The organism is Bacillus sp. DX4.1 (assembly GCF_030348195.1).
Taxonomy (GTDB): domain Bacteria; phylum Bacillota; class Bacilli; order Bacillales; family Bacillaceae_G; genus Bacillus_A.
In genome coordinates this window covers 119,059-142,785 of sequence record NZ_JAUCFT010000008.1, presented here as the reverse complement: position 1 = coordinate 142,785, position 23,727 = coordinate 119,059, and the positions used below count along the sequence as shown (strand labels likewise).

Annotated in this window: 36 protein-coding genes; all 36 read right to left on the bottom strand. The window is 41.0% G+C overall.

The window, feature by feature from the left end:
* Positions 1–14: 14 nt before the first annotated feature.
* The 36 genes from rplQ to rpoC all read right to left on the bottom strand — a co-directional run bounded on the left by rplQ (position 15) and on the right by rpoC (position 23,716).
* The gene (gene rplQ, locus QUF99_RS04160; protein WP_286123125.1) at positions 15–377 is read right to left on the bottom strand and encodes a 50S ribosomal protein L17; all 363 of its coding nucleotides are present in this window, start codon (positions 375–377) and stop codon (positions 15–17) included.
* 35 nt (positions 378–412) lie between these two features.
* On the bottom strand, positions 413–1,357 hold the full coding sequence (locus QUF99_RS04155; RefSeq protein ID WP_286123124.1) for a DNA-directed RNA polymerase subunit alpha: 945 nt from the start codon (positions 1,355–1,357) through the stop codon (positions 413–415).
* Between the two features lie 181 nt (positions 1,358–1,538).
* Positions 1,539–1,928, bottom strand: a complete 390-nt coding sequence (rpsK, locus tag QUF99_RS04150) for a 30S ribosomal protein S11 (protein ID WP_002009745.1) — start codon at positions 1,926–1,928, stop codon at positions 1,539–1,541.
* 24 nt (positions 1,929–1,952) lie between these two features.
* Positions 1,953–2,318 (bottom strand): 30S ribosomal protein S13, encoded by a 366-nt coding sequence (gene rpsM / locus QUF99_RS04145; protein ID WP_286123123.1) that lies wholly within the window; start codon positions 2,316–2,318, stop codon positions 1,953–1,955.
* A 21-nt stretch (positions 2,319–2,339) separates the two neighbouring features.
* Positions 2,340–2,453, bottom strand: coding sequence for a 50S ribosomal protein L36 (gene rpmJ / locus QUF99_RS04140; protein ID WP_000868344.1), 114 nt, complete (start codon positions 2,451–2,453; stop codon positions 2,340–2,342).
* Positions 2,454–2,488: 35 nt separating this feature from the next.
* Entirely contained in the window at positions 2,489–2,707 is a 219-nt protein-coding gene (infA, locus tag QUF99_RS04135) for a translation initiation factor IF-1 (protein ID WP_001029884.1), read from the bottom strand.
* 67 nt (positions 2,708–2,774) lie between these two features.
* Positions 2,775–3,521 (bottom strand): type I methionyl aminopeptidase, encoded by a 747-nt coding sequence (map, locus tag QUF99_RS04130; protein ID WP_289368742.1) that lies wholly within the window; start codon positions 3,519–3,521, stop codon positions 2,775–2,777.
* Entirely contained in the window at positions 3,521–4,171 is a 651-nt protein-coding gene (locus tag QUF99_RS04125; RefSeq protein ID WP_286123121.1) for an adenylate kinase, read from the bottom strand. Before QUF99_RS04125 ends, map begins: the two co-directional genes overlap by 1 nt.
* Positions 4,172–4,224: 53 nt before the next feature.
* Entirely contained in the window at positions 4,225–5,526 is a 1,302-nt protein-coding gene (gene secY, locus QUF99_RS04120) for a preprotein translocase subunit SecY (RefSeq protein WP_289368741.1), read from the bottom strand.
* The gene (gene rplO / locus QUF99_RS04115; protein WP_286123119.1) at positions 5,526–5,966 is read right to left on the bottom strand and encodes a 50S ribosomal protein L15; all 441 of its coding nucleotides are present in this window, start codon (positions 5,964–5,966) and stop codon (positions 5,526–5,528) included. Before rplO ends, secY begins: the two co-directional genes overlap by 1 nt.
* Before the next feature lie 33 nt (positions 5,967–5,999).
* Complete coding sequence (gene rpmD, locus QUF99_RS04110) at positions 6,000–6,182, bottom strand: 50S ribosomal protein L30 (protein WP_020062307.1); 183 nt, start codon at positions 6,180–6,182, stop codon at positions 6,000–6,002.
* 16 nt (positions 6,183–6,198) lie between these two features.
* Positions 6,199–6,699 carry a 30S ribosomal protein S5 gene (gene rpsE, locus QUF99_RS04105; RefSeq protein WP_286123118.1) on the bottom strand — a complete coding sequence of 167 codons (501 nt, stop codon included), beginning with the start codon at positions 6,697–6,699 and terminating at the stop codon, positions 6,199–6,201.
* 21 nt (positions 6,700–6,720) lie between these two features.
* On the bottom strand, positions 6,721–7,083 hold the full coding sequence (gene rplR / locus QUF99_RS04100) for a 50S ribosomal protein L18 (protein ID WP_286123117.1): 363 nt from the start codon (positions 7,081–7,083) through the stop codon (positions 6,721–6,723).
* A gap of 31 nt (positions 7,084–7,114) precedes the next feature.
* Positions 7,115–7,654, bottom strand: a complete 540-nt coding sequence (gene rplF, locus QUF99_RS04095; RefSeq protein WP_289368740.1) for a 50S ribosomal protein L6 — start codon at positions 7,652–7,654, stop codon at positions 7,115–7,117.
* A 31-nt stretch (positions 7,655–7,685) separates the two neighbouring features.
* Entirely contained in the window at positions 7,686–8,084 is a 399-nt protein-coding gene (gene rpsH / locus QUF99_RS04090; RefSeq protein WP_000245511.1) for a 30S ribosomal protein S8, read from the bottom strand.
* A 29-nt stretch (positions 8,085–8,113) separates the two neighbouring features.
* Positions 8,114–8,299, bottom strand: coding sequence for a 30S ribosomal protein S14 (gene rpsN / locus QUF99_RS04085; RefSeq protein WP_001085700.1), 186 nt, complete (start codon positions 8,297–8,299; stop codon positions 8,114–8,116).
* 33 nt (positions 8,300–8,332) lie between these two features.
* Positions 8,333–8,872 (bottom strand): 50S ribosomal protein L5, encoded by a 540-nt coding sequence (rplE, locus tag QUF99_RS04080; RefSeq protein WP_286123115.1) that lies wholly within the window; start codon positions 8,870–8,872, stop codon positions 8,333–8,335.
* Positions 8,873–8,898: 26 nt separating this feature from the next.
* Positions 8,899–9,210, bottom strand: a complete 312-nt coding sequence (rplX, locus tag QUF99_RS04075) for a 50S ribosomal protein L24 (RefSeq protein WP_289368739.1) — start codon at positions 9,208–9,210, stop codon at positions 8,899–8,901.
* A gap of 38 nt (positions 9,211–9,248) precedes the next feature.
* A complete protein-coding gene (rplN, locus tag QUF99_RS04070; protein ID WP_011983254.1) occupies positions 9,249–9,617 on the bottom strand; it encodes a 50S ribosomal protein L14 in 369 nt (122 codons plus the stop codon).
* Positions 9,618–9,660: 43 nt separating this feature from the next.
* Positions 9,661–9,924 (bottom strand): 30S ribosomal protein S17, encoded by a 264-nt coding sequence (rpsQ, locus tag QUF99_RS04065; RefSeq protein ID WP_011983253.1) that lies wholly within the window; start codon positions 9,922–9,924, stop codon positions 9,661–9,663.
* Positions 9,925–9,944: 20 nt separating this feature from the next.
* Positions 9,945–10,145 (bottom strand): 50S ribosomal protein L29, encoded by a 201-nt coding sequence (gene rpmC / locus QUF99_RS04060; protein ID WP_000855718.1) that lies wholly within the window; start codon positions 10,143–10,145, stop codon positions 9,945–9,947.
* Positions 10,135–10,569 (bottom strand): 50S ribosomal protein L16, encoded by a 435-nt coding sequence (rplP, locus tag QUF99_RS04055; RefSeq protein ID WP_286123113.1) that lies wholly within the window; start codon positions 10,567–10,569, stop codon positions 10,135–10,137. Before rplP ends, rpmC begins: the two co-directional genes overlap by 11 nt.
* Before the next feature lies 1 nt (position 10,570).
* The gene (rpsC, locus tag QUF99_RS04050; RefSeq protein ID WP_002009771.1) at positions 10,571–11,230 is read right to left on the bottom strand and encodes a 30S ribosomal protein S3; all 660 of its coding nucleotides are present in this window, start codon (positions 11,228–11,230) and stop codon (positions 10,571–10,573) included.
* A gap of 3 nt (positions 11,231–11,233) precedes the next feature.
* Positions 11,234–11,575, bottom strand: coding sequence for a 50S ribosomal protein L22 (rplV, locus tag QUF99_RS04045; protein ID WP_003194358.1), 342 nt, complete (start codon positions 11,573–11,575; stop codon positions 11,234–11,236).
* A gap of 17 nt (positions 11,576–11,592) precedes the next feature.
* Positions 11,593–11,871 carry a 30S ribosomal protein S19 gene (rpsS, locus tag QUF99_RS04040; RefSeq protein WP_289368737.1) on the bottom strand — a complete coding sequence of 93 codons (279 nt, stop codon included), beginning with the start codon at positions 11,869–11,871 and terminating at the stop codon, positions 11,593–11,595.
* Positions 11,872–11,931: 60 nt separating this feature from the next.
* A complete protein-coding gene (rplB, locus tag QUF99_RS04035; protein WP_289368736.1) occupies positions 11,932–12,762 on the bottom strand; it encodes a 50S ribosomal protein L2 in 831 nt (276 codons plus the stop codon).
* Positions 12,763–12,790: 28 nt separating this feature from the next.
* The gene (rplW, locus tag QUF99_RS04030) at positions 12,791–13,081 is read right to left on the bottom strand and encodes a 50S ribosomal protein L23 (protein WP_286123110.1); all 291 of its coding nucleotides are present in this window, start codon (positions 13,079–13,081) and stop codon (positions 12,791–12,793) included.
* A complete protein-coding gene (gene rplD, locus QUF99_RS04025) occupies positions 13,081–13,704 on the bottom strand; it encodes a 50S ribosomal protein L4 (RefSeq protein ID WP_003194351.1) in 624 nt (207 codons plus the stop codon). The genes rplW and rplD overlap by 1 nt, the downstream gene beginning before the upstream one ends.
* A 25-nt stretch (positions 13,705–13,729) precedes the next feature.
* Positions 13,730–14,362 carry a 50S ribosomal protein L3 gene (gene rplC, locus QUF99_RS04020; RefSeq protein WP_289368735.1) on the bottom strand — a complete coding sequence of 211 codons (633 nt, stop codon included), beginning with the start codon at positions 14,360–14,362 and terminating at the stop codon, positions 13,730–13,732.
* Positions 14,363–14,396: 34 nt separating this feature from the next.
* A complete protein-coding gene (gene rpsJ, locus QUF99_RS04015; protein ID WP_001040596.1) occupies positions 14,397–14,705 on the bottom strand; it encodes a 30S ribosomal protein S10 in 309 nt (102 codons plus the stop codon).
* 401 nt (positions 14,706–15,106) lie between these two features.
* A complete protein-coding gene (gene tuf, locus QUF99_RS04010) occupies positions 15,107–16,297 on the bottom strand; it encodes an elongation factor Tu (RefSeq protein WP_289368734.1) in 1,191 nt (396 codons plus the stop codon).
* Positions 16,298–16,417: 120 nt separating this feature from the next.
* Entirely contained in the window at positions 16,418–18,496 is a 2,079-nt protein-coding gene (gene fusA / locus QUF99_RS04005; RefSeq protein WP_289368733.1) for an elongation factor G, read from the bottom strand.
* Positions 18,497–18,704: 208 nt separating this feature from the next.
* Positions 18,705–19,175, bottom strand: a complete 471-nt coding sequence (gene rpsG / locus QUF99_RS04000; RefSeq protein WP_286123105.1) for a 30S ribosomal protein S7 — start codon at positions 19,173–19,175, stop codon at positions 18,705–18,707.
* Between the two features lie 29 nt (positions 19,176–19,204).
* Positions 19,205–19,627 carry a 30S ribosomal protein S12 gene (gene rpsL, locus QUF99_RS03995; RefSeq protein WP_001142341.1) on the bottom strand — a complete coding sequence of 141 codons (423 nt, stop codon included), beginning with the start codon at positions 19,625–19,627 and terminating at the stop codon, positions 19,205–19,207.
* A gap of 115 nt (positions 19,628–19,742) precedes the next feature.
* Positions 19,743–19,991 carry a ribosomal L7Ae/L30e/S12e/Gadd45 family protein gene (locus QUF99_RS03990; RefSeq protein WP_286123104.1) on the bottom strand — a complete coding sequence of 83 codons (249 nt, stop codon included), beginning with the start codon at positions 19,989–19,991 and terminating at the stop codon, positions 19,743–19,745.
* 113 nt (positions 19,992–20,104) lie between these two features.
* On the bottom strand, positions 20,105–23,716 hold the full coding sequence (gene rpoC, locus QUF99_RS03985) for a DNA-directed RNA polymerase subunit beta' (protein ID WP_289368732.1): 3,612 nt from the start codon (positions 23,714–23,716) through the stop codon (positions 20,105–20,107).
* Positions 23,717–23,727 lie beyond the last annotated feature (11 nt).

The window sequence follows — 23,727 nt, the reverse complement described above, 5'->3', positions numbered from 1 at the left end:
CCCTTTTATTATCATTATACTAACTCGATAATTACCATTGGTGCAGCGTCACCGCGACGTGGACCAATTTTTGCAATACGAGTGTATCCGCCTTGACGCTCAGCATAGCGTGGAGCTACATCAGCGAATAATTTTTGAAGTGCATCTTGACCAGTCTCAGCATTAGCAACTTCATTGCGAATGAATGCTCCTGCTTGACGACGAGCATGAAGATCTCCGCGTTTACCTAAAGTGATCATTTTTTCCACTACGGAACGAAGTTCTTTTGCACGAGTTTCTGTCGTTTGGATGCGCTCGTTGATAATTAAATCAGTAGCTAAGTCACGTAACATAGCTTTACGTTGCGCACTTGTACGGCCTAATTTTCTGTATGCCATTCGTAGTTCCCTCCTTTGTTGATGAGTTTAAATCCTCAGTCGTCTTTACGTAGGCCTAAACCTAATTCTTCAAGTTTATGCTTAACTTCTTCTAAGGATTTACGTCCTAAGTTACGAACTTTCATCATATCTTCTTCTGTTTTGTTCGCAAGCTCTTGTACAGTATTAATACCTGCACGTTTTAAGCAATTATAAGAACGAACAGAAAGATCAAGTTCTTCAATTGTCATTTCTAGAACTTTTTCTTTTTGATCTTCTTCCTTTTCTACCATAATCTCAGCATTTTGCGCTTCATCAGTTAAACCAACGAAGATGTTCAAATGCTCAGTTAAGATTTTGGCACCTAAAGAGATAGCTTCTTTTGGCCCGATGCTTCCATCCGTCCATACATCAAGCGTAAGCTTATCATAATTTGCCACTTGTCCGACACGTGTCTTTTCCACTTGGTAAGTTACACGTGATACTGGAGTATAAATAGAATCAATAGGAATAACACCTATTGGTTGATCTTCGCTTTTATTAGCAACAGCTGGCGTATACCCACGGCCACGCTTTGCAGTTAAACGCATGCGGAAATGCGCATCCTTTGCTAACGTTGCAATGTATAAATCCGGATTTAAGATTTCAACATCACTATCGTGAGTAATATCAGCAGCTGTGACAATACCTTCGCCCTGCACATCGATTTCCAACGTCTTCTCTTCTTCAGAGTAGATTTTAAGAGCTAACTTTTTCAAGTTTAAGATGATCGTCGTAACGTCTTCTACTACGCCCTCAACTGTTGAAAATTCGTGTAAAACGCCATCGATTTGGATAGCAGTTACAGCGGCACCAGGGAGTGAGGATAAAAGAATACGACGTAAGGAGTTACCCAACGTAGTACCGTATCCACGCTCAAGCGGTTCAATCACGAATTTACCATACTTAGCATCTTCGTTAAGTTCAACCGTTTCGATTTTCGGTTTTTCAATTTCAATCATTAACTAAACCCTCCTTCAAAACGTCGAAACCTCGGTTAGGCACAGGTAAAAACCTCTGTCTAACCGAAAGTCCCCCTTAGGCAGTTCCCGATTGTGCACAACAAGCGATGTTTCTGTACGAAATTTCTCGATAATGCATCATATCCATTATAGACAATAGGGAAAAATCTATACAGAAAAATTATACACGACGACGTTTTGGCGGACGACATCCATTATGAGGTACTGGAGTAACATCTCTGATTGCTGTTACTTCTAGACCTGCAGCTTGAAGCGCACGAATTGCAGCTTCACGACCAGCACCAGGACCTTTTACAGTAACCTCTAAAGTTTTTAAACCGTGCTCCATAGCTACTTTTGAAGCTGCTTCAGCAGCCATTTGTGCAGCGAATGGAGTAGATTTACGAGATCCACGGAAACCAAGTGCACCTGCACTAGACCAAGAAAGTGCGTTACCGTGAGTATCTGTAAGTGTTACGATTGTGTTGTTGAAAGTAGAACGAATATGAGCAATACCAGCTTCAATATTCTTTTTCACACGTTTTTTACGAGTGTTTGTTTTACGTGCCATTGTTAGTTCAACCTCCTTTACTTATTATTTCTTTTTATTTGCTACTGTACGACGTGGACCTTTGCGTGTACGAGCATTGTTTTTAGAGTTTTGACCACGAACTGGTAAACCACGACGATGACGAAGACCACGATAAGAACCGATCTCCATAAGACGCTTAATGTTTAGAGAAACTTCACGACGAAGATCTCCCTCAACTTTAATGCGGTCTACGATATCACGGATACGACCTAATTCGTCTTCAGTTAATTCGCGAACTCGAGTTTCTTCAGAAACTCCAGCTTCAGCAAGAATTTTTTCGGCAGTCGTGCGACCAATGCCGAATACGTAAGTTAAAGAAATAACAACGCGTTTGTCACGAGGAATATCTACACCTGCGATACGTGCCATTCCGAATGCACCTCCTTCAGATTAACCTTGTTTTTGTTTATGTTTAGGGTTTTCACAAATAACCATTACTTTTCCACGTCTACGAATAACTTTACATTTTTCGCAGATTGGTTTAACTGACGGTCTTACTTTCATGTCTCGAACCTCCTTAAAGATTACGGAGTGCTATATTATTTAAAACGGTACGTAATACGACCACGATTTAAATCGTACGGAGATAATTCTACCGTAACTTTGTCTCCTGGTAAAATACGAATGAAATTCATGCGGATTTTACCAGAAACGTGAGCCAATACGACATGCCCATTCTCTAATTCTACTTTGAACATAGCATTTGGCAACGTTTCAAGAACGGTACCTTCGACTTCAATTACATCATCTTTAGCCATTCAATGTTCTCCCTTCTTCAAATCAGTAGTATTTTACACTGTTCTGAAATCCCGGAGAGCCAGCTACTTATAAAGTGGTAAGGATTTCGTATCCTGCTTCTGTAAGAGCAATCGTGTGCTCGAAGTGGGCACACCATTTACCATCTACCGTTACCACTGTCCAGTCATCAGATAGTGTTTTTACATATCGTCTTCCTTGATTCACCATCGGTTCAACACAGATGACCATTCCCGGCTTTAATCTAGGACCTTTATTTGGTGGACCATAGTGCGGGATTTGTGGGTCTTCATGTAAGTCTTGCCCGATTCCGTGACCAACATACTCCCTAACGATCGAGAACCCGTTATCTTCAGCATACGTTTGAACCGCATGTGAGACATTTGATAATCTCTCGCCTGGTTTTACTTGTTCTAAACCAAGATACAACGATTTTTCTGTGACATCAAGTAGCTTTTGAACAGATTCAGAAATGTTTCCTACTGGATACGTCCATGCAGAATCTCCATGGTACCCATTGTATTTCGCACCAATATCGATACTGATGATATCGCCTTCTTGGAGCTTGCGCTTTCCTGGAATCCCATGTACAAGCTCTTCATTTACAGAAGCACAGATGCTTCCCGGAAATCCGTTGTATCCTTTAAACGATGGCGTAGCACCATATTTACGAATCGTCTTTTCCGCTATTTGATCGAGCTCTTTCGTTGTAATTCCTGGGGCAATATGCTTTTTTAACTCTTGATGAGTTAAAGCAACGATCCTGCCAGCTTCTCGCATAATCTCTATCTCGCGAGGAGTTTTGCAAATGATCATTACGCTAAGCCTCCGATGAGAACATCGATATCAGCAAATACTTTATTGATATCTTGCTCACCATTAATGTTTTGCAAGTAACTAAGCTCGTCATAGAAATCAAGCAAAGGTTGTGTTTGCTTAATGTTTACCTCTAAACGTTTTGCTACAGTCTCTTCATTGTCATCAGAACGCTGATATAATTCGCCGCCACATTTATCGCACACGTCAGCTTTTGCTGGCGGATTGAATTCTAAGTGGTAAGTCGCACCGCACTCTTTACAAATGCGACGTCCTGTTAGACGTTTTAATAGCAATCCTGAATCCACATTAATGTTTAAAACATAGTCGATTTTTTTGCCAAGATCTTTCATAATCTCTTCAAGCGCAGATGCTTGTGCAACTGTTCGTGGAAAACCATCTAATAAGAAGCCCTTTACACAGTCTTCTTGACTTAAACGTTCACGAACGATTCCGATTGTAACCTCATCTGGAACGAGCGCGCCTTTATCAATAAAGGATTTAGCTTGCAAACCAAGTTCAGTCTCATCTTTCATAGCTGCACGAAACATATCTCCTGTCGAGATGTGAGGGATGTTGTACTTGGCAACAATCTGTTCGGCTTGTGTACCTTTACCAGCACCAGGAAGCCCCATTAAGATTAAGTTCATCTGTATTCCCCCTGATCAATGAACATGTAGGGAAGATATCTCTCCCCACTTGCTCACTGTTTGATAAACCCTTTGTAATGGCGTTTTACCAGTTGGCTTTCTAGCTGCTTCATTGTTTCTAAAGCAACGCCGACAACGATTAGCATACTCGTTCCACCAATCTGTGCAGATGGCGGAAGGTTCCCAAGTTTAGTGAAAATAACCGGTAGAATAGCAATCGCTGCTAGGAAAATAGATCCCACAAAGGTCAAACGATACAAGATTTTTGTTAGATATTGTTCTGTATTCTTACCCGGACGAATACCAGGAACATATCCACCTTGCTTGTTTAGATTCTCTGACATTTGCTCTGGATTTACCTGAACAAAAGCATAGAAATATGTGAAGGCTACAATGAGCGCAACATATATGATCATTCCCACTGGGTGAGAATAGTTAAAGTTTTTGATAATCCACTGCGATACATCATGTTTCGGGAAGAACTGTGCAATGGTTGGAGGTGTAATCAAGAATGAAACAGCAAAAATTACTGGAATAACACCCGCACTATTTACCTTAAGCGGTAAATGTGTGTTTTGTGCTCCAGTATAACTACCATTTCCTCCTGTTACACGCTTCGCATATTGAATTGGGATTTTTCGAACAGCCTGTTGGATGAAAATAACTCCAACAACAACCGCTAGCACAGCCAGTACAATCAATCCAACTTTAACGATACTCATGAACAGTTGATCTCCAACATTTTGAAACTGCTGTAAATACACTTGAGATAATACATTTGGGATCGCCGCGGCAATACCTCCAAAGATGAGGATGGAAATTCCGTTTCCTACACCTTTTGCAGTAATCTGTTCACCTAACCACATTAAAAATGCAGTACCAGCAGTCAGTACCGTAGCAATGTATAAATAAGTGCTCCAACCTGGATTCAAAATTAACTGCCCACCTACCATACCGTTAAAACCGATTGACATACCGAACGCCTGAATAAACGCAAGAACAATCGTAAAGTAACGTGTAAACTGTGTTAATTTACGACGGCCCATTTCGCCTTGCTTCGACCATTCCGAAAATTTAGGAACAACATCCATCTGCAATAATTGCACGATGATGGATGCTGTAATATACGGCATGATTCCCATCGCAAAGATGGAGAAGTTTTTCAAAGCGCCACCGCCAAATGTATTTAGGATCCCTAATGCATTTAACTGATCTTGTGCTTTCAGTACGTCTCCATTTGTAAATGGCACTGGGATAAACGTGCCAATTCTGAATACGATTAACATCGCTAAAGTGAATAATATTTTACGTCTTATCTCAGCAACGCGCATAAAGTTGGAGATTGTACGAAACATTAGATCACCTCTACTGTTCCGCCAACTGCTTCAATTGCTTCTTTAGCACTTGAAGAGAACTTGTGAGCTTTCACAGTAAGTTTTTTCTCAACTGCTCCGCTTGCAAGAATTTTAACACCGTCGTTTAACTTGCTGATAACGCCAGTTTCCAGCAATAATTCAGGTGTAACTTCTGTACCATCTTCAAAACGATTTAACGTTGATAAGTTCACGATAGCAAACTCTTTACGGTTAATGTTTGTGAAGCCGCGTTTTGGTAAACGACGGAATAATGGAGTTTGACCACCTTCGAAGCCAAGACGAACACCACCACCAGAACGAGCGTTTTGTCCTTTATGACCTTTACCAGCAGTTTTTCCGTTACCAGAACCGATACCACGACCGACACGGTTACGTACTTTACGAGAACCTTCTGCAGGTTGTAATTCATGAAGTTTCATTCCCAGGCACCTCCTTATATTAATGAGTTATCATTAAGCTTCTTTTACAGTTACAAGGTGAGAAACTTTGTTGATCATACCGCGAATAGCAGGAGTTTCTTCCTTAACTACAGTTGAATTAAGCTTTTTAAGTCCTAACGCTTCTACAGTCGCACGTTGATCTTGTGGACGACCAATTACACTACGAGTGAGGGTAATTTCTAACTTTTTCGCCATTTGTTTTCCCTCCTTCTTAACCTAGTAGCTCTTCTACAGATTTACCGCGTAATTTTGCAACATCTTCAGCACGCTTAAGCTCGCTTAATCCGTTTACAGTTGCACGAATCATGTTAATTGGTGTGTTAGAACCAAGAGATTTCGAAAGAATATCTTGTACACCAGCTAATTCAAGAACCGCACGAACTGGTCCACCAGCGATAACTCCAGTACCTTCTGCAGCAGGTTTTAAGAATACTTCACCAGCTCCAAAATGACCGTTGATTACGTGTGGAATTGTTGTACCAACTAGTGGTACTTCGATTAAGTTTTTCTTAGCATCTTCGATAGCCTTGCGAATTGCATCTGGTACCTCTTGTGCTTTACCAGTACCGAATCCAACGTGACCGTTTTTATCACCAACTACAACTAGTGCAGCAAAGCGGAAACGACGACCACCCTTAACAACTTTCGCAACACGATTTATCGTAACTACACGTTCTTCAAGTTCTAATTTACTTGGGTCAATGCGACGCATCAATTTTCCCTCCTTTGACCATTAAAATTGTAATCCAGCCTCACGAGCAGCTTCAGCTAGAGCTTTAACACGGCCATGGTATAAGTAACCGCCGCGATCGAATACTACTTCTTTAACGCCTTTCTCTACAGCACGCTTAGCAACTAATTCGCCAACTTTCGTAGCAGCTTCAGTGTTGCTTGTACCGTTAAGAGCAAGGTCTTTATCAAGAGTAGATGCACTTACTAATGTTACACCATTTACATCATCAATAACTTGAGCGTAAATGTGTTGATTAGAACGGAAAACGTTTAAACGTGGACGTTCTGCAGTACCAGTAAGCTTAGCACGTACACGTGCATGTCTTTTCTTACGAGTTACATTTTTATCAGCTTTAGTGATCATTCTTGTCACTCCTTTCTTTCACCTAACGGGCTTACTTAGCAGTTTTACCTTCTTTACGACGAACAGTTTCGCCTTCGTAACGAATACCTTTGCCTTTATATGGCTCTGGAGCACGTACAGCACGAACGTTAGCAGCAAATTCGCCAACACGTTGCTTGTCGATACCTTTGATTACGATTTTTGTTGGAGCAGGTACTTCAACTTCAAGGCCTGCTTCTGGAGTCATTTCTACTGGATGAGAATAACCTACGCTTAATACAAGTTTGTTACCTTGTTTTTGAGCACGGTAACCAACACCGACTAATTCAAGTCCGCGTGTGAAACCTGTAGTTACACCTTCAACCATGTTACCTAGTAAAGCACGAGTTGTACCGTGTAATGCACGGTGGTCCTTCTGTTCAGATGGACGCTCAACTGTTAGTGTATTTTCTTCAATCTTGATAGACATATCAGCATTGAAAGTACGAGTTAATTCCCCTTTAGGGCCTTTTACTGTTACAGTATTATTTTCTGCTACTGTGATAGTAACACCTGCAGGGATTTCAAGAATCTTTTTACCAATACGAGACATGTGGTCACACCTCCGTTCGTTTAAATATATATTACCAAACGTATGCTACTACTTCTCCACCAGTTTGTAATTGACGAGCGTCTTTGTCCGTCATTACTCCCTTAGATGTAGAAACAAGAGCGATACCTAATCCGTTAAGTACACGTGGTACTTCATCAGCTTTTGCGTAAACGCGTAAGCCAGGTTTACTGATACGTTTTAATCCAGTGATTACACGTTCGTTGTTTGCACCATATTTCAGGAAAATACGAAGGATACCTTGTTTGTTATCCTCGATGTATTCTACATCACGAATGAAACCTTCACGTTTTAAAAGTTCAGCGATCTCTTTTTTGATTTTAGAAGCAGGAACCTCTAATTTCTCATGACGTACCATGTTCGCATTACGGATGCGAGTAAGCATATCTGCAATTGGATCTGTCATCACCATGTGTTTTACCTCCTTCCCATTTGTGGGTTTTACCAACTAGCTTTTTTAACACCAGGAATTTGACCTTTATATGCAAGTTCACGGAAACAAATACGGCAAAGTTTAAATTTGCGGTATACAGAATGCGGACGACCGCAGCGTTCGCAACGTGTATACTCTTGCACTTTAAACTTAGGAGTACGCTTTTGTTTCGCGATCATAGATTTTTTAGCCACGTTTTCGCCTCCTCTACTTAGCGTTGGCTTCCATTATTTTTGGAATGGCATACCGAATTGTGTTAAAAGTTCACGAGCTTCTTCATCAGTTTTCGCTGTTGTAACGATTACGATGTCCATACCGCGGACTTTGCTTACTTTATCATAATCAATCTCAGGGAAAATTAGTTGCTCTTTAACACCTAATGTGTAGTTACCACGACCATCGAAAGATTTCTTAGATACACCACGGAAATCACGTACACGTGGTAAAGAAACTGTTACTAATTTGTCGAAGAACTCATACATTTGCTCGCCGCGTAAAGTAACTTTTGCACCGATAGGCATACCTTCACGAAGACGGAAACCTGCGATAGATTTTTTCGCGCGAGTTACCACAGGTTTTTGACCTGCGATTTGAGTTAATTCTTCTACTGCATTGTCTAAAGCTTTAGAGTTGGATACCGCGTCACCAACACCAGTGTTGATTACGATCTTTTCGATCTTCGGTACTTCCATTACAGATTTATAGTTAAACTTGCTCACTAGAGCAGGAGTAATTTCCTTTTGGAACTTCTCTTTAAGGCGATTCAATGAAGTGACCTCCTTTCATAAGAAAATTATTTATCTAATAATTCACCAGATTTTTTTGCAATACGAACTTTTTTACCATCTTCTACTTTGAAGCCTACGCGAGTAGGTTCACCTGTTTTCGGATCTAATGCCATAACATTAGATACGTGGATAGGTGCTTCTTTCGTAATGATTCCACCTTGTGGATTCAATTGAGATGGCTTAGAGTGTTTTTTAACGATGTTAACACCCTCAACGATAACACGGTTTTCTTTTGGGAAAGCCTCAAGGATAACGCCTTGTTTTCCTTTGTCTTTACCAGTGATTACCTGAACTTTATCACCTTTTTTTACATGCATCTTAATTCTGCACCTCCTTAGCAAGGCAATACCTTAAATTATAGAACTTCTGGAGCTAAAGAAACGATCTTCATGAAGTTGCTATCACGTAATTCACGAGCTACTGGTCCGAAGATACGAGTACCACGTGGGCTCTTATCGTCTTTAATGATAACCGCTGCGTTTTCATCAAAACGAATGTAAGAACCGTCTGGACGACGAGCACCGCTCTTCGTACGTACTACTACCGCTTTAACAACGTCACCTTTTTTAACAACGCCACCTGGTGTTGCTTGTTTTACCGTAGCAACGATAATATCACCGATGTTAGCATATTTACGACCAGAGCCGCCTAATACTTTAATTGTTAAAAGTTCACGTGCACCAGAGTTGTCAGCAACTTTCAAACGAGATTCTTGTTGGATCATGTTATGAAACCTCCCTTCGGACTAAAAATTCCGATTCGTCTATTTAGATAATAACCGCTTCTTCAACGATTTCAACTAAACGGAAACGCTTAGTAGCAGAAAGCGGGCGAGTTTCCATGATTTTAACGATATCGCCAACTTTTGCTTGGTTTTGCTCATCATGCGCTTTGTACTTCTTAGAATACTTAACGCGTTTTCCGTACAAGGAATGAGTTTTGTAAGTTTCAACTAAAACTGTAATCGTTTTGTCCATTTTGTCAGACACAACACGACCAGTATAAACTTTGCGTTGGTTACGTTCGCTCACTTTGCAAACCTCCCCTCAATTTATCGATTAATTCCGATCTCTCTTTCACGAACTACAGTTTTCATACGAGCGATCGCTTTACGCACTTCACGAATGCGAGTTGGGTTCTCTAATTGTCCTGTAGCAAGTTGGAAGCGAAGGTTAAACAACTCTTCCTTTAAAGCTTTAACTTTTGTTTCGATTTCGGCAGTGGTTAATTCACGAATATCATTAGTTTTCATTAGATTCACCACCATTTTCTTCACGTTTTACGAACTTACATTTCACTGGTAATTTATGAGCCGCAAGACGTAATGCTTCACGTGCTACCTCTTCAGATACACCCGCGATTTCAAACATAACTTTCCCAGGTTTTACTACTGCAACCCAGCCTTCTGGAGCACCTTTACCGGAACCCATACGAACTTCTAGAGGTTTAGCAGTGTAAGGTTTAGAAGGGAAAATTTTAATCCATACTTGACCGCCACGTTTCATATGACGTGTCATTGCACGACGAGCTGCCTCGATTTGACGGTTTGTAATCCATGAAGCTTCTTGAGCTTGTAGACCAAATTCACCAAAATGAACTTCAGTGCCGTTTTTTGCACGACCACGCATTTTACCACGATGCTCTCTACGATATTTTACGCGTTTAGGCATTAACATATTATTTTCCTCCTTCCTCAGAAGCTTTCTTTTTTGTAGGAAGGACTTCTCCACGGTAGATCCATACTTTTACGCCTAATTTACCGTATGTTGTATCAGCTTCAACTGCTGCATAGTCAATATCAGCGCGAAGTGTATGAAGTGGAACAGTTCCTTCACTGTAAGATTCTGCACGAGCGATATCAGCTCCGCCAAGACGACCAGAAACTTGTGTTTTAATACCTTTAGCGCCTGCACGCATAGCACGTTGAATAACTTGTTTTTGTGCGCGACGGAAAGATACACGGTTTTCTAATTGACGAGCGATGTTTTCGCCTACTAATTTAGCGTTAAGATCAGCTCTCTTAACTTCTAAAATGTTGATGTGTACACGCTTGCCTGTTAATTGGTTAAGAGCTTTACGAAGTGCTTCAACTTCTGTACCACCTTTACCAATTACCATACCAGGTTTTGCAGTGTGAATTGTAACATTTACACGATTTGCTGCACGTTCGATTTCTACTTTAGCAACAGCAGAATCTTTTAAGCGAACAGTAATGTACTCACGGATTTTGATGTCTTCATGTAATAGTGTAGCGTAATCTTTTTCAGCGAACCAACGAGATTCCCAATCACGAATGATACCGACACGAAGACCAATTGGATTAACCTTCTGACCCATCGATTATCCCTCCTTTTTTTCTGATACCACAACTGTGATGTGGCTTGTGCGTTTGTTAATTTGGCTTGCACGACCCATTGCACGTGGACGGAAACGTTTTAACGTAGGACCTTCGTCAACGAAAACTGTTTCAACAACTAAGTTGTTAATGTCCATTTCATAATTATGCTCTGCATTTGCGATTGCAGATTTTAAAACTTTTTCTACAACTGGAGAAGCAGTTTTTGGTGTGTGGTTAAGGATAGCAATCGCTTCACCCACTTGCTTACCTCGGATTAAGTCTACTACTAAACGAACTTTACGAGGAGCAATACGAACTGTTCTCGCTACTGCTTTAGCTTGCATTGAAGTGCCTCCTCTCATTATCTTCTAGTTTTCTTATCGTCAGCAAGGTGACCTTTGTACGTACGAGTTGGTGCGAATTCACCTAACTTATGGCCAACCATGTCCTCAGTGATGTACACAGGTACGTGTTTACGACCGTCATATACAGCAATTGTATAACCGATGAACTGAGGGAAGATCGTTGAGCGACGAGACCAAGTTTTAACAACTTGCTTTTGCTCAGTTTCAGCTAACTTTGCAATTTTATTGATTAAATGATCATCGACAAATGGTCCTTTTTTTAAGCTACGTCCCATTTTGGTGCCTCCCTTCGTGATTGACGTACGGTTCTATATATGAACCGTACTACAATCCCATTATTTTTTACGACGACGAACGATGAATTTGTCAGACGCTTTATTTTTCTTACGAGTCTTGAATCCAAGAGTTGGTTTACCCCATGGAGACATTGGAGACTTACGTCCGATTGGAGAGCGACCTTCACCACCACCGTGTGGGTGATCAACCGGGTTCATTACAGAACCACGAACTGTTGGGCGCTTACCTAACCAGCGAGAGCGACCTGCTTTACCGATTTTGATAAGTTCGTGTTGTTCGTTACCTACTTGACCTACTGTAGCGCGACAAGCAGATAATACTAAACGTACTTCACCAGAAGTTAAACGTACAAGTACGTATTTACCTTCTTTACCAAGTACTTGAGCAGAAGTACCTGCAGAACGAACTAATTGTCCGCCACGGCCTGGTTTAAGCTCGATGTTATGAACAACAGTACCTACTGGAATGTTGATTAATGGTAATGCGTTACCGATTTTAATGTCAGCTTCTGGGCCAGACATAATTTCCATACCTACTTCTAAGCTTTTAGGAGCAAGGATGTAACGTTTTTCACCGTCAACGTAGTTAATTAATGCGATATTCGCAGAGCGGTTTGGATCGTATTCGATCGTAGCAACGCGTCCTGGAATTCCATCTTTGTTACGTTTAAAGTCGATGATACGGTATTGTCGTTTGTGTCCGCCACCTTGATGACGTACAGTGATTTTACCTTGGTTGTTACGTCCAGCCTGTTTACTTAAAGGTGCAAGTAAAGATTTTTCCGGTCTATCAGTCGTGATTTCAGCGAAATCATTAGTAGTCATATTACGACGACCGTTAGTGGTTGGTTTATACTTTTTAATTGCCATCTCAATTTCCCTCCTTCTTTAGTAAGAATTAAACACCTTGGAAGATTTCGATTTCTTTGCTATCAGCAGTTAGCTTAACGATTGCTTTACGACGACGGTTAGTAAAACCAGCGTGACGACCAACGCGTTTTGCTTTCGGCTTGTAGTTCATGATGTTTACTTTATCAACTTGAACACCAAAGATCGCTTCTACAGCATCTTTAACTTCTGTTTTATTAGATTTAACGTCCACATCGAACGTGTATTTTTTTTCAGCCATCATTTCCATAGAACGTTCAGTGATAACTGGGCGCTTAATGATATCACGAGGATCTCTCATTATGCAAGCACCTCCTCTACTTTTTCCACTGCCGCTTTTGTCATGATTAGCTTATCATGATGAAGCACGTCTAAAACGTTTACGCCATCAGCAGTGATTACTGTTACTCCTGGAATGTTGCGAGCAGATAACTCAACAGCTTCGTTTGCATCAGCAGTTACGATAAGAGCTTTCTTCTCAACAGTCAATCCTTTAAGTACTGCTACCATGTCTTTTGTTTTTGGTGCATTTAACACTAAGTCTTCAAGAACTACAATGTTATTCTCTACTACTTTAGTAGCTAATGCAGATTTAATAGCTAAGCGACGAACTTTCTTAGGAAGTTTGTAAGCATAGCTTCTTGGTGTAGGTCCGAATACCGTACCACCACCACGCCATTGAGGAGAGCGGATAGAACCTTGACGAGCACGTCCAGTTCCTTTTTGACGCCATGGTTTGCGACCACCGCCACGCACTTCAGAGCGAGTTTTTACTTTATGTGTACCTTGACGTAAAGATGCACGTTGCATCATTACAGCTTCAAAAAGTACAGCTTCATTTGGTTCGATACCGAAAATAGCTTCAGCTAATTCGATTTCACCAACCTGAGAACCAGTTTGGTTATATACAGTAACTTTTGGCATTGGAATTCCTCCTTCCTATTGTGAATTATTTGCTAGCCTTCACAGCGCCTTGAATAACTACAAGAGATTTCTTAGCACCTGGAACGTTACCTTTTACTAACAATAAGTTGCGCTCAGCGTCAACTTGAACGATTTCTAAGTTTTGAACCGTAACTTGGTCTCCACCCATACGTCCAGCAAGCTTTTTGCCTTTGAACACGCGGTTCGGAGCAACTGGTCCCATTGAACCAGGACGACGGTGGTAACGAGAACCATGAGACATAGGTCCGCGAGATTGTCCGTGGCGTTTAATAGCACCTTGGAAACCTTTACCTTTAGAAATTCCTGTTACGTCTACGATTTCACCTGCAGTGAAAACTTCAACTTTTACCTCTTGACCAACCTCAAGTCCGTCCACGTCTGCATCGCGGATTTCGCGAATGAAGCGCTTAGGAGCAGTAGTTGCTTTTGCAGCATGGCCTTGTTCAGGTTTGTTAGCTAACTTTTCACGTTTATCGTCAAATCCTAACTGAATTGCATTGTAGCCATCAGTTTCAGCTGTCTTCTTTTGAAGAACAACGTTTGGAGTTGATTCGATTACTGTTACAGGGATTAGCTCACCATTTTCAGCAAATACTTGAGTCATACCGATCTTTCTTCCTAAGATTCCTTTGGTCATGAGTTACACCTCCTACATTTTTAAGTTATATAAATTATAGTTTGATTTCGATATCTACACCAGATGGTAAGTCTAAACGCATTAATGAGTCTACTGTTTGTGGAGTAGGGCTCACGATGTCGATTAAACGTTTGTGCGTGCGCATTTCGAATTGCTCACGAGAATCTTTGTACTTATGAACAGCACGAAGAATTGTGTAAACAGTTTTTTCCGTTGGTAATGGAATCGGACCAGAAACTGTTGCTCCAGAACGTTTTGCTGTTTCTACAATTTTCTCAGCTGACTGATCAAGAATACGGTGATCGTAAGCTTTTAAACGGATACGAATTTTTTCTTTTGCCATTATTTTCCCTCCTTCGTTCGCCTATTTCTAAAATAGACCTTCTCCATGGAAATTTCCTCACACCATGCCATGGCAAAGCGGCCGGGTGTGTCAGCAACCTTCCACTTCATCGCAGTCAAAGACCAACATTGTCTATTATACAATGTTATTCGTCTAGATGCAACACTAATTTTGTTTGCATCATCTTTTCTTCTACTTTTGCTATTATACATGGCACTTTAAAGAATTTCAAGTTTTCCTCTACTGTAATTCCGCTTACAGTTTTTGGATGTTGAGTTATGTTGTTTATATACTATAGAAGAAACTCGTTCAAAATAAAAAAACATCCCTTTCTTCTATAATAAATAGAAACAAAAAAACTCAAGGGAAGATCCCTTGAGTTTTTTAAATCTATTTAAAGATTACTCAGCGATAATTGTAGCAACTACGCCATAACCTACAGTACGTCCACCTTCACGGATAGAGAACTTAGTTCCTTCTTCAATTGCGATTGGAGCGATAAGTTCAATAGTCATTTCGATGTTGTCGCCAGGCATTACCATTTCAGTACCTTCTGGTAATTGGATGATACCAGTTACGTCAGTTGTACGGAAATAGAATTGTGGGCGGTAGTTAGCGAAGAATGGAGTGTGACGTCCACCTTCTTCTTTAGTTAAAACGAAAACTTCAGCTTTGAATTTAGCGTGAGCTTTTACAGAGCCAGTTTTAGAAAGAACTTGTCCACGTTGGATATCTTCACGAGCGACCCCACGAAGTAAAGCACCGATGTTGTCTCCAGCTTGAGCTTGGTCAAGAAGCTTACGGAACATTTCTACACCAGTTACAGTTGTAGTAGCATTCTCTTCAGCAAGACCGATGATTTCTACTACGTCACCAACTTTAACGATTCCACGCTCTACACGACCAGTTGCAACTGTACCACGACCTGTGATAGAGAATACATCCTCGATAGGCATTAAGAATGGTTTGTCAGTTTCACGTTCTGGAGTTGGGATATAAGAATCAACTTCAGCCATTAATTCGATGATTTTTTCTTCCCACTCAGCTTCACCTTGAAGAGCTTTAAGAGCAGAACCTTTAACTACAGGGATATCATCGCCTGGGAAGCCATATTCAGATAATAGATCGCGAACTTCCATTTCTACTAATTCTAATAATTCTTCGTCGTCTACCATGTCGCATTTGTTTAAGAATACAACGATGTAAGGAACACCTACTTGACGAGAAAGAAGGATGTGCTCACGTGTTTGAGGCATTGGGCCATCAGCAGCAGATACTACTAAGATACCGCCGTCCATTTGAGCAGCACCAGTGATCATGTTTTTAACATAGTCAGCATGTCCTGGGCAGTCAACGTGTGCATAGTGACGAGTTTCAGTTTCGTACTCAACGTGTGCAGTTGAGATTGTGATACCGCGCTCTCTTTCTTCTGGAGCAGCATCGATTTGGTCGTATCCGCGTGCTTCAGCACCACCAGCTTTTGCAAGAACTGTAGTGATTGCAGCAGTTAATGTAGTTTTACCATGGTCAACGTGGCCGATTGTACCGATGTTAACATGGGGTTTAGAACGTTCGAATTTAGCTTTAGCCATTCTAAATTCCTCCTTAGTTTATATAGGTTATTTTATATTTAGACTAGAAAGTAAGGGATTAACTCCCAAACTTTCTAAGCTTACATAAGTAGTTATACTTGAACAATCGATAAAAATCAATTATTCACCTTTATTTTTTTTAACAATTTCTTCTGCGATAGAACGTGGAACTTCTTCATAATGGTCAAATACCATTGAGAATGTTCCGCGACCTTGTGTGTTAGAACGTAGAGACGTTGCATAACCGAACATCTCAGAAAGTGGAACCATAGCACGAACAACTTGCGCGTTACCACGAGCTTCCATACCTTCTACACGACCACGACGAGAAGTAACGTCACCCATAATGTCACCTAGGTACTCATCAGGGATTACTACTTCAACTTTCATCATTGGCTCAAGGATTGCTGGGTTACACTTAGAAGCAGCAGCTTTAAGTGCCATAGACGCAGCGATTTTGAACGCCATTTCAGAGGAGTCAACATCATGGTAAGATCCGTCAACTAATGCAGCTTTAACGTCTACCAGTGGGTAGCCAGCTAGTACACCGTTTTTAAGTGAATCTTGAAGACCAGCTTGTACAGCAGGGATATATTCACGTGGAACTACACCGCCGACAATCTTGTTTTCAAATTCGAATCCTTTACCTTCTTCGTTAGGTGCAAATTCAATCCAAACGTGACCGAATTGTCCACGACCACCAGATTGACGAGCAAACTTACCTTCAACTTTCGCAGCAGCGCGGAAAGTTTCACGGTATGCCACCTGAGGTGCACCAACGTTTGCTTCTACTTTGAACTCACGACGCATACGGTCAACGATGATATCAAGGTGAAGTTCACCCATACCAGCGATGATTGTTTGGCCAGTTTCTTGATCAGTATGAGCACGGAAAGTTGGATCTTCTTCAGAAAGCTTAGCTAATGCTGTACCCATTTTATCTTGGTCAGCTTTAGATTTTGGTTCGATAGCTACAGAGATAACTGGTTCAGGGAACTCCATAGATTCAAGGATAACAAGACCCTTCTCATCACAAAGAGTGTCACCAGTTGTAGTATCTTTTAAACCGACAGCAGCAGCGATATCACCAGCATAAACTGTTGAAATCTCTTGACGGCTGTTTGCGTGCATTTGTAGGATACGACCTACACGCTCACGCTTACCTTTAGTTGAGTTTCTCACGTATGATCCAGAGTTTAACACACCAGAGTACACACGGAAGAACGTTAACTTACCAACATAAGGGTCAGTCATAATTTTAAACGCTAGAGCTGCGAATGGCTCTTCGTCGCTAGAATGACGTACTAACTCTTCATCAGTATCAGGAACGATACCTTTGATAGCAGGTACATCAAGTGGAGATGGTAGGTAGTCAATAACTGCATCTAACAGAATTTGAACACCTTTATTTTTGAATGCTGAACCACAGATTACTGGGAAGAATTCAACAGAAGTTGTAGCCTTACGGATACCAGCTTTAAGCTCTTCAATAGAGATCTCTTCGCCTTCTAGGTACTTCATCATCAGTTCTTCATCAAGTTCCGCTACCGCTTCAATAAGTTTTCCACGGTATTCAGCAGCTAATTCTTTATGCTCTTCAGGAATTTCAACACGCTCGATGTCTGTTCCTAAATCATTTGCGTACATGTAAGCACACTCTTCTACAAGATCAATGATACCATTGAACTGATCTTCAGCACCAATTGGTAACTGAATTGGATGTGCGTTTGCTTGCAAACGATCGTGGATTGTTCCTACAGAGTATAAGAAATCCGCACCAATTTTATCCATTTTGTTAACGAATACGATACGTGGTACGCCATAAGTAGTAGCCTGACGCCAAACAGTTTCTGTTTGTGGTTCAACACCAGATTGTGCATCAAGTACTGCTACCGCACCATCAAGTACGCGTAAAGAACGTTCTACTTCTACTGTGAAGTCTACGTGTCCTGGAGTGTCAATAATGTTTACACGGTGACCTTTCCATTGAGCTGTAGTTGCAGCAGAAGTAATTGTGATACCACGCTCTTGCTCTTGCTCCATCCAGTCCATCTGAGATGCACCTTCGTGAGTTTCACCGATTTTGTGAATGCGGCCTGTATAGTACAGGATACGCTCAGTTGCTGTTGTTTTACCAGCGTCGATGTGAGCCATGATACCAATATTACGAGTGTTTTCTAAGGAGAACTCTCTAGTCATTTGGTGTCTTTCTCCTTCCTGTTATGGATTGGATTAGTTTATTTTAAGTAGCAAAAAAGCCACTTTATTTTGTTACACATGTCAGTATGTCCAGTACCCTCATTATGTAAAACGAGCGCCCATTGAAAGGGAGAGGCATTCTCCCTCTCCACACTTTCATAAGCGACAAATAAAGCGGTTTATGCTTACAATTATTTTGCGTTGAATCCTACCAACGGTAATGAGCAAATGCTTTGTTAGCTTCTGCCATTTTATGAGTGTCTTCACGTTTCTTAACAGATGCACCAGCATTGTTAGCTGCATCTAAGATTTCGTAAGCTAAACGTTCTTCCATAGTTTTTTCACCACGAAGACGAGAATAGTTTACTAACCAGCGAAGACCTAAAGTTGTACGGCGTTCTGGACGAACCTCAACTGGAACTTGGTAGTTAGCACCACCAACACGACGAGCGCGTACTTCAAGAACAGGCATAATGTTCTTAAGAGCTTGCTCGAATACTTCCATTGGTTCTTTACCAGCACGTTCACGAACGATATCGAACGCGTTATAAAGAATTGTTTGAGATTTACCTTTTTTACCGTCAACCATCATTTTGTTGATTAGGCGTGTTACTAGTTTAGAATTGTACATTGGATCTGGTAACACGTCACGTTTCGCAACAGGTCCTTTACGAGGCATATTGATTTCCTCCTTTCAGTTCAAGTTTATTATTTCTTAGCAGGTTTTGGTCTCTTAGTACCATATTTAGAACGTCCTTGCATACGTTTGTCAACACCAGCTGTATCAAGCGCACCACGAACGATGTGGTAACGTACCCCCGGTAAATCCTTTACACGACCACCGCGAATTAATACTACGCTATGCTCTTGTAGGTTATGACCGATACCTGGGATGTAAGCAGTAACCTCGATACCGTTTGTTAAACGTACACGAGCGTATTTACGTAACGCTGAGTTCGGTTTCTTTGGAGTCATTGTACCAACACGAGTACATACACCACGTTTTTGAGGTGCAGAGATATCAGTTGATTTTTTCTTTAAAGAGTTGAAACCTTTGTTTAACGCAGGTGATTTAGATTTCCATACTTTATCAGTACGACCATTTCTCACTAATTGGTTAATAGTAGGCATTTGATTTATCCTCCCTTCGCATGTTTGTATGACCACATATCCAGGTGGTTCATTATTAGTTGAAAACAAAGTTTTTGCAAGGGAGAGCAAATGCTCTCTCCTCACAAAAACAGTTTTAACTTATTATTCCTATTGCTGAAGCTCCTACTTGAATCCCCGAAACTTTTCCAAGTTCACGTATAGATTCAACTTTGGTTATGGGCACGTTATGTTGCAGAGCAGTTCGAGTTATAACATGGGTTAACCGCATGTCAGCATCTTCTGCAATGACAACTTCTTTAACTGTACCATTTTTGATTGCTTCCAATGTACGTTTATGACCAACGACTACATTTTCCGCAATTGATACTCTTTGATAAGACATATACATATCCTCCAAAGCATCGTTTAGGAGCAACCTTGATTATAGTAACATTTTGACTCGTACAATGTCAACTAGGATTATTTGTTTTTATACAAAATTTACGCCGGAAAATTTTACTGTTCTACGTAAACCTCATCGTTTTCTACATTCATGCCGTCTTGTGCTGATTTGACAAGGTCCACTCTGCGATAACGATTCATACCAGTTCCCGCTGGAACAAGTTTACCGATAATAACATTTTCTTTCAATCCTAGAAGTTCATCGCGCTTACCTTTAATTGCTGCATCTGTTAAGACACGAGTTGTTTCTTGGAACGATGCTGCAGATAAGAATGAATCTGTTTCAAGTGAAGCTTTCGTAATACCAAGAAGAACTGGTCTTGCTGTTGCTGGTTGTTTACCTTTTAGCAACACTTTCGCATTCGCATCAGTAAACTGATGGATATCTAGTAATGTTCCTGGTAATACATCCGTTTCACCTGCATCACTTACACGGACTTTACGCAGCATTTGGCGAACCATTACTTCTACGTGTTTGTCACCAATTTCTACCCCTTGCATACGGTATACTTTTTGTACTTCGCGTAGTAAGTATTCTTGAACTGCTGTAATGTCTGTTACTTTTAGTAATTCTTTCGGATCAATAGAACCTTCTGTTAACTCTTTTCCGTGTTCAATTGGCTGTCCTGGTGCTACTTTCAGACGAGCTCCATAAGGAATTGCATATGTGCGAGCTTCAACGTCGCCCTGTACAACTACCTCTTGACGATCTTTAACATCGTTGATCGCTGCGATAACACCGTCGATTTCACTGATAACTGCCTGACCTTTCGGATTACGCGCTTCGAAGATCTCTTGGATACGAGGTAAACCTTGTGTGATATCGTCTCCAGCAACCCCACCTGTATGGAACGTACGCATCGTTAACTGTGTACCTGGCTCACCGATAGATTGAGCTGCGATAATACCTACCGCTTCTCCTACTTCTACGTCTGTTCCAGTAGCTAAGTTACGACCGTAACACTTCTTACATACGCCGTGGCGAGTGTTACATGTAAACGCTGAACGGATGTTTACTGTTTCAACACCAGAATTTTCAACGATATGAGCAATATCTTCTGTAATTAATTCATTTTCACGAACTAATACTTCACCTGTTTCAGGATGTTTTACAGTTTTTCGTGCAAAACGTCCTACAAGACGATCATATAAGGACTCGATAATTTCATTACCCTCTTTAATCGCACCAATTAGTAAGCCACGATCTGTTCCACAATCGTCTTCACGAACGATAACATCTTGTGCAACGTCTACAAGACGACGTGTTAAGTAACCAGAATCGGCAGTCTTAAGTGCTGTATCGGCAAGACCTTTACGCGCACCATGCGTAGAGATGAAGTACTCGAGTACTGTTAAACCTTCACGGAAACTTGATTTGATCGGAAGTTCGATGATACGACCAGATGGGTTAGCCATCAGACCACGCATACCAGCAAGCTGAGTAAAGTTCGATGCGTTACCACGGGCACCAGAGTCACTCATCATGAAGATCGGGTTGCGTTTATTCAAGGATTTCATCAGTTTTCCTTGGATAACATCTTTCGCATTACTCCAAATAGAGATTACGCGATCGTAACGTTCTTCTTCCGTGATTAAACCGCGACGGAATTGTTTAATTACTGTATCTACTTTTGCTTGTGCTTCGTGCAGAATTTCATCTTTTTCACCTAATACAAGAATATCTGCTACCCCAACTGTAATACCAGCCTTAGTAGAGTATTTAAATCCTAAGTTTTTCATACGGTCAAGCATGCGAGACGTTTCTGTAATCTTGAAACGTTTAAATACTTCCGCAATGATATTACCAAGAATTTTCTTGCTAAATGGTGCCACTTCTTCGCGACTAGCAATAATCTCTTTAATGTTCGCACCTTTTTCAACGAAATATTTCGCTGGTGTTTCTTTTTCAAGGTTTGAATTTGTTGGTTCATTAATATAAGGGAACGACTTCGGTAAGATTTCGTTGAATATTAATTTACCAACTGTTGTTAATAGAAGTTTGCTCTTTTGCTCTTCAGTAAATGTTTCGTTGTTTACTGAACTTGCAGCAACTGCGACACGAGTATGCAAATGTGCATATCCGTTTTGATACGCAAGCAATGCTTCGTTTGTATCTTTGAACACCATACCTTCACCAATTGCACCTTCACGCTCAAGTGTTAAGTAATAGTTACCTAATACCATATCCTGAGATGGTGTAACAACTGGTTTTCCGTCTTTCGGGTTCAAGATGTTTTGTGCCGCTAACATAAGAAGACGAGCTTCTGCTTGTGCCTCTGATGATAACGGAACGTGAACCGCCATTTGGTCACCGTCAAAGTCCGCGTTGTATGCAGTACATACAAGTGGGTGAAGACGGATTGCACGTCCTTCTACTAATGTAGGTTCGAACGCTTGGATACCAAGACGGTGAAGTGTTGGAGCACGGTTTAGAAGTACTGGGTGTTCTTTAATCACAGATTCTAAAACATCCCAAACCTCAGGTTGTACACGCTCAATTTTACGTTTCGCACTCTTGATATTGTGTGCTAAACCTTTTTCCACTAAATCTTTCATAACGAAAGGTTTGAACAGTTCAAGCGCCATTTCTTTTGGCAAACCACATTGATACATCTTTAAGTTCGGTCCTACAACGATAACGGAACGACCAGAGTAATCAACACGTTTACCTAGTAAGTTTTGACGGAAACGTCCTTGTTTACCTTTTAGCATGTGAGAAAGTGATTTTAATGGACGGTTACCTGGTCCAGTAACTGGACGGCCACGACGACCATTATCGATTAATGCATCTACAGCTTCTTGTAACATACGTTTTTCGTTTTGAACGATGATGCTAGGTGCACCTAAGTCCAATAGACGTTTTAAACGATTGTTACGGTTGATTACACGACGATATAAGTCATTTAAATCAGAAGTTGCAAAACGTCCACCATCTAGCTGTACCATTGGACGAAGCTCTGGCGGGATAACCGGAAGAACTTCTAGGATCATCCAAGATGGTGCATTTCCAGAGTTACGGAATGCTTCTAATACTTCTAGACGTTTAATAGCACGAGTACGACGTTGTCCTTGCGCTGTTTTTAACTCTTCTTTTAAGAAGTCTACTTCTTTATCTAAATCGATATCTTGTAATAACTTTCTAATTGCTTCTGCACCCATAGCAGCTTGGAATGTGCTGCCGTATCGGTCACGATACGCACGGTATTCTTTTTCAGAAAGTAATTGCTTCTTATCAAGTGGTGTATCTCCACTTTCTGTTACAACATAGGAAGCGAAATAAATTACTTCTTCAAGCGCGCGAGGGGACATGTCTAAGACAAGTCCCATGCGGCTTGGGATACCTTTGAAATACCAAATATGAGATACAGGAGCAGCTAATTCAATGTGACCCATACGTTCACGACGAACTTTTGCACGCGTTACTTCAACGCCACATCGATCACAAACTACACCTTTATAACGTACACGTTTATACTTTCCGCAATGACATTCCCAGTCTTTTTGCGGTCCGAAAATACGCTCGCAGAATAAGCCATCTTTTTCAGGCTTTAACGTACGATAGTTAATTGTTTCTGGTTTCTTTACTTCACCGTATGACCAAGAGCGAATCTTGTCGGGTGAAGCAAGTCCAATCTTCATATATTCAAAGTTATTTACATCTATCAAGGGGCCTACCT

What these genes read in the sequence shown, in the direction of transcription:
- rplQ (WP_286123125.1), bottom strand. Translation starts at nt 377, where the DNA reads ATGGCATACAGAAAATTAGGCCGTACAAGTGCGCAACGTAAAGCTATG.
- QUF99_RS04155 (WP_286123124.1), bottom strand. Translation starts at nt 1,357, where the DNA reads ATGATTGAAATTGAAAAACCGAAAATCGAAACGGTTGAACTTAACGAA.
- rpsK (WP_002009745.1), bottom strand. Translation starts at nt 1,928, where the DNA reads ATGGCACGTAAAACAAACACTCGTAAAAAACGTGTGAAAAAGAATATT.
- rpsM (WP_286123123.1), bottom strand. Translation starts at nt 2,318, where the DNA reads ATGGCACGTATCGCAGGTGTAGATATTCCTCGTGACAAACGCGTTGTT.
- rpmJ (WP_000868344.1), bottom strand. Translation starts at nt 2,453, where the DNA reads ATGAAAGTAAGACCGTCAGTTAAACCAATCTGCGAAAAATGTAAAGTT.
- infA (WP_001029884.1), bottom strand. Translation starts at nt 2,707, where the DNA reads ATGGCTAAAGATGATGTAATTGAAGTCGAAGGTACCGTTCTTGAAACG.
- map (WP_289368742.1), bottom strand. Translation starts at nt 3,521, where the DNA reads ATGATCATTTGCAAAACTCCTCGCGAGATAGAGATTATGCGAGAAGCT.
- QUF99_RS04125 (WP_286123121.1), bottom strand. Translation starts at nt 4,171, where the DNA reads ATGAACTTAATCTTAATGGGGCTTCCTGGTGCTGGTAAAGGTACACAA.
- secY (WP_289368741.1), bottom strand. Translation starts at nt 5,526, where the DNA reads ATGTTTCGTACAATCTCCAACTTTATGCGCGTTGCTGAGATAAGACGT.
- rplO (WP_286123119.1), bottom strand. Translation starts at nt 5,966, where the DNA reads ATGAAACTTCATGAATTACAACCTGCAGAAGGTTCTCGTAAAGTACGT.
- rpmD (WP_020062307.1), bottom strand. Translation starts at nt 6,182, where the DNA reads ATGGCGAAAAAGTTAGAAATTACCCTCACTCGTAGTGTAATTGGTCGT.
- rpsE (WP_286123118.1), bottom strand. Translation starts at nt 6,699, where the DNA reads ATGCGTCGCATTGACCCAAGTAAATTAGAACTTGAAGAACGTGTAGTT.
- rplR (WP_286123117.1), bottom strand. Translation starts at nt 7,083, where the DNA reads ATGATCACTAAAGCTGATAAAAATGTAACTCGTAAGAAAAGACATGCA.
- rplF (WP_289368740.1), bottom strand. Translation starts at nt 7,654, where the DNA reads ATGTCTCGTATTGGTAAAAAGATTCTTGAAATCCCTGCAGGTGTTACT.
- rpsH (WP_000245511.1), bottom strand. Translation starts at nt 8,084, where the DNA reads ATGGTGATGACAGATCCAATTGCAGATATGCTTACTCGCATCCGTAAT.
- rplX (WP_289368739.1), bottom strand. Translation starts at nt 9,210, where the DNA reads ATGCATGTAAAAAAAGGTGATAAAGTTCAGGTAATCACTGGTAAAGAC.
- rplN (WP_011983254.1), bottom strand. Translation starts at nt 9,617, where the DNA reads ATGATCCAACAAGAATCTCGTTTGAAAGTTGCTGACAACTCTGGTGCA.
- rpmC (WP_000855718.1), bottom strand. Translation starts at nt 10,145, where the DNA reads ATGAAAACTAATGATATTCGTGAATTAACCACTGCCGAAATCGAAACA.
- rplP (WP_286123113.1), bottom strand. Translation starts at nt 10,569, where the DNA reads ATGTTAATGCCTAAACGCGTAAAATATCGTAGAGAGCATCGTGGTAAA.
- rpsC (WP_002009771.1), bottom strand. Translation starts at nt 11,230, where the DNA reads ATGGGTCAGAAGGTTAATCCAATTGGTCTTCGTGTCGGTATCATTCGT.
- rplV (WP_003194358.1), bottom strand. Translation starts at nt 11,575, where the DNA reads ATGCAAGCTAAAGCAGTAGCGAGAACAGTTCGTATTGCTCCTCGTAAA.
- rpsS (WP_289368737.1), bottom strand. Translation starts at nt 11,871, where the DNA reads ATGGGACGTAGCTTAAAAAAAGGACCATTTGTCGATGATCATTTAATC.
- rplB (WP_289368736.1), bottom strand. Translation starts at nt 12,762, where the DNA reads ATGGCAATTAAAAAGTATAAACCAACCACTAACGGTCGTCGTAATATG.
- rplW (WP_286123110.1), bottom strand. Translation starts at nt 13,081, where the DNA reads ATGAGAGATCCTCGTGATATCATTAAGCGCCCAGTTATCACTGAACGT.
- rplD (WP_003194351.1), bottom strand. Translation starts at nt 13,704, where the DNA reads ATGCCAAAAGTTACTGTATATAACCAAACTGGTTCTCAGGTTGGTGAA.
- rplC (WP_289368735.1), bottom strand. Translation starts at nt 14,362, where the DNA reads ATGACCAAAGGAATCTTAGGAAGAAAGATCGGTATGACTCAAGTATTT.
- rpsJ (WP_001040596.1), bottom strand. Translation starts at nt 14,705, where the DNA reads ATGGCAAAAGAAAAAATTCGTATCCGTTTAAAAGCTTACGATCACCGT.
- tuf (WP_289368734.1), bottom strand. Translation starts at nt 16,297, where the DNA reads ATGGCTAAAGCTAAATTCGAACGTTCTAAACCCCATGTTAACATCGGT.
- fusA (WP_289368733.1), bottom strand. Translation starts at nt 18,496, where the DNA reads ATGACTAGAGAGTTCTCCTTAGAAAACACTCGTAATATTGGTATCATG.
- rpsG (WP_286123105.1), bottom strand. Translation starts at nt 19,175, where the DNA reads ATGCCTCGTAAAGGACCTGTTGCGAAACGTGACGTGTTACCAGATCCA.
- rpsL (WP_001142341.1), bottom strand. Translation starts at nt 19,627, where the DNA reads ATGCCTACTATTAACCAATTAGTGAGAAATGGTCGTACTGATAAAGTA.
- QUF99_RS03990 (WP_286123104.1), bottom strand. Translation starts at nt 19,991, where the DNA reads ATGTCTTATCAAAGAGTATCAATTGCGGAAAATGTAGTCGTTGGTCAT.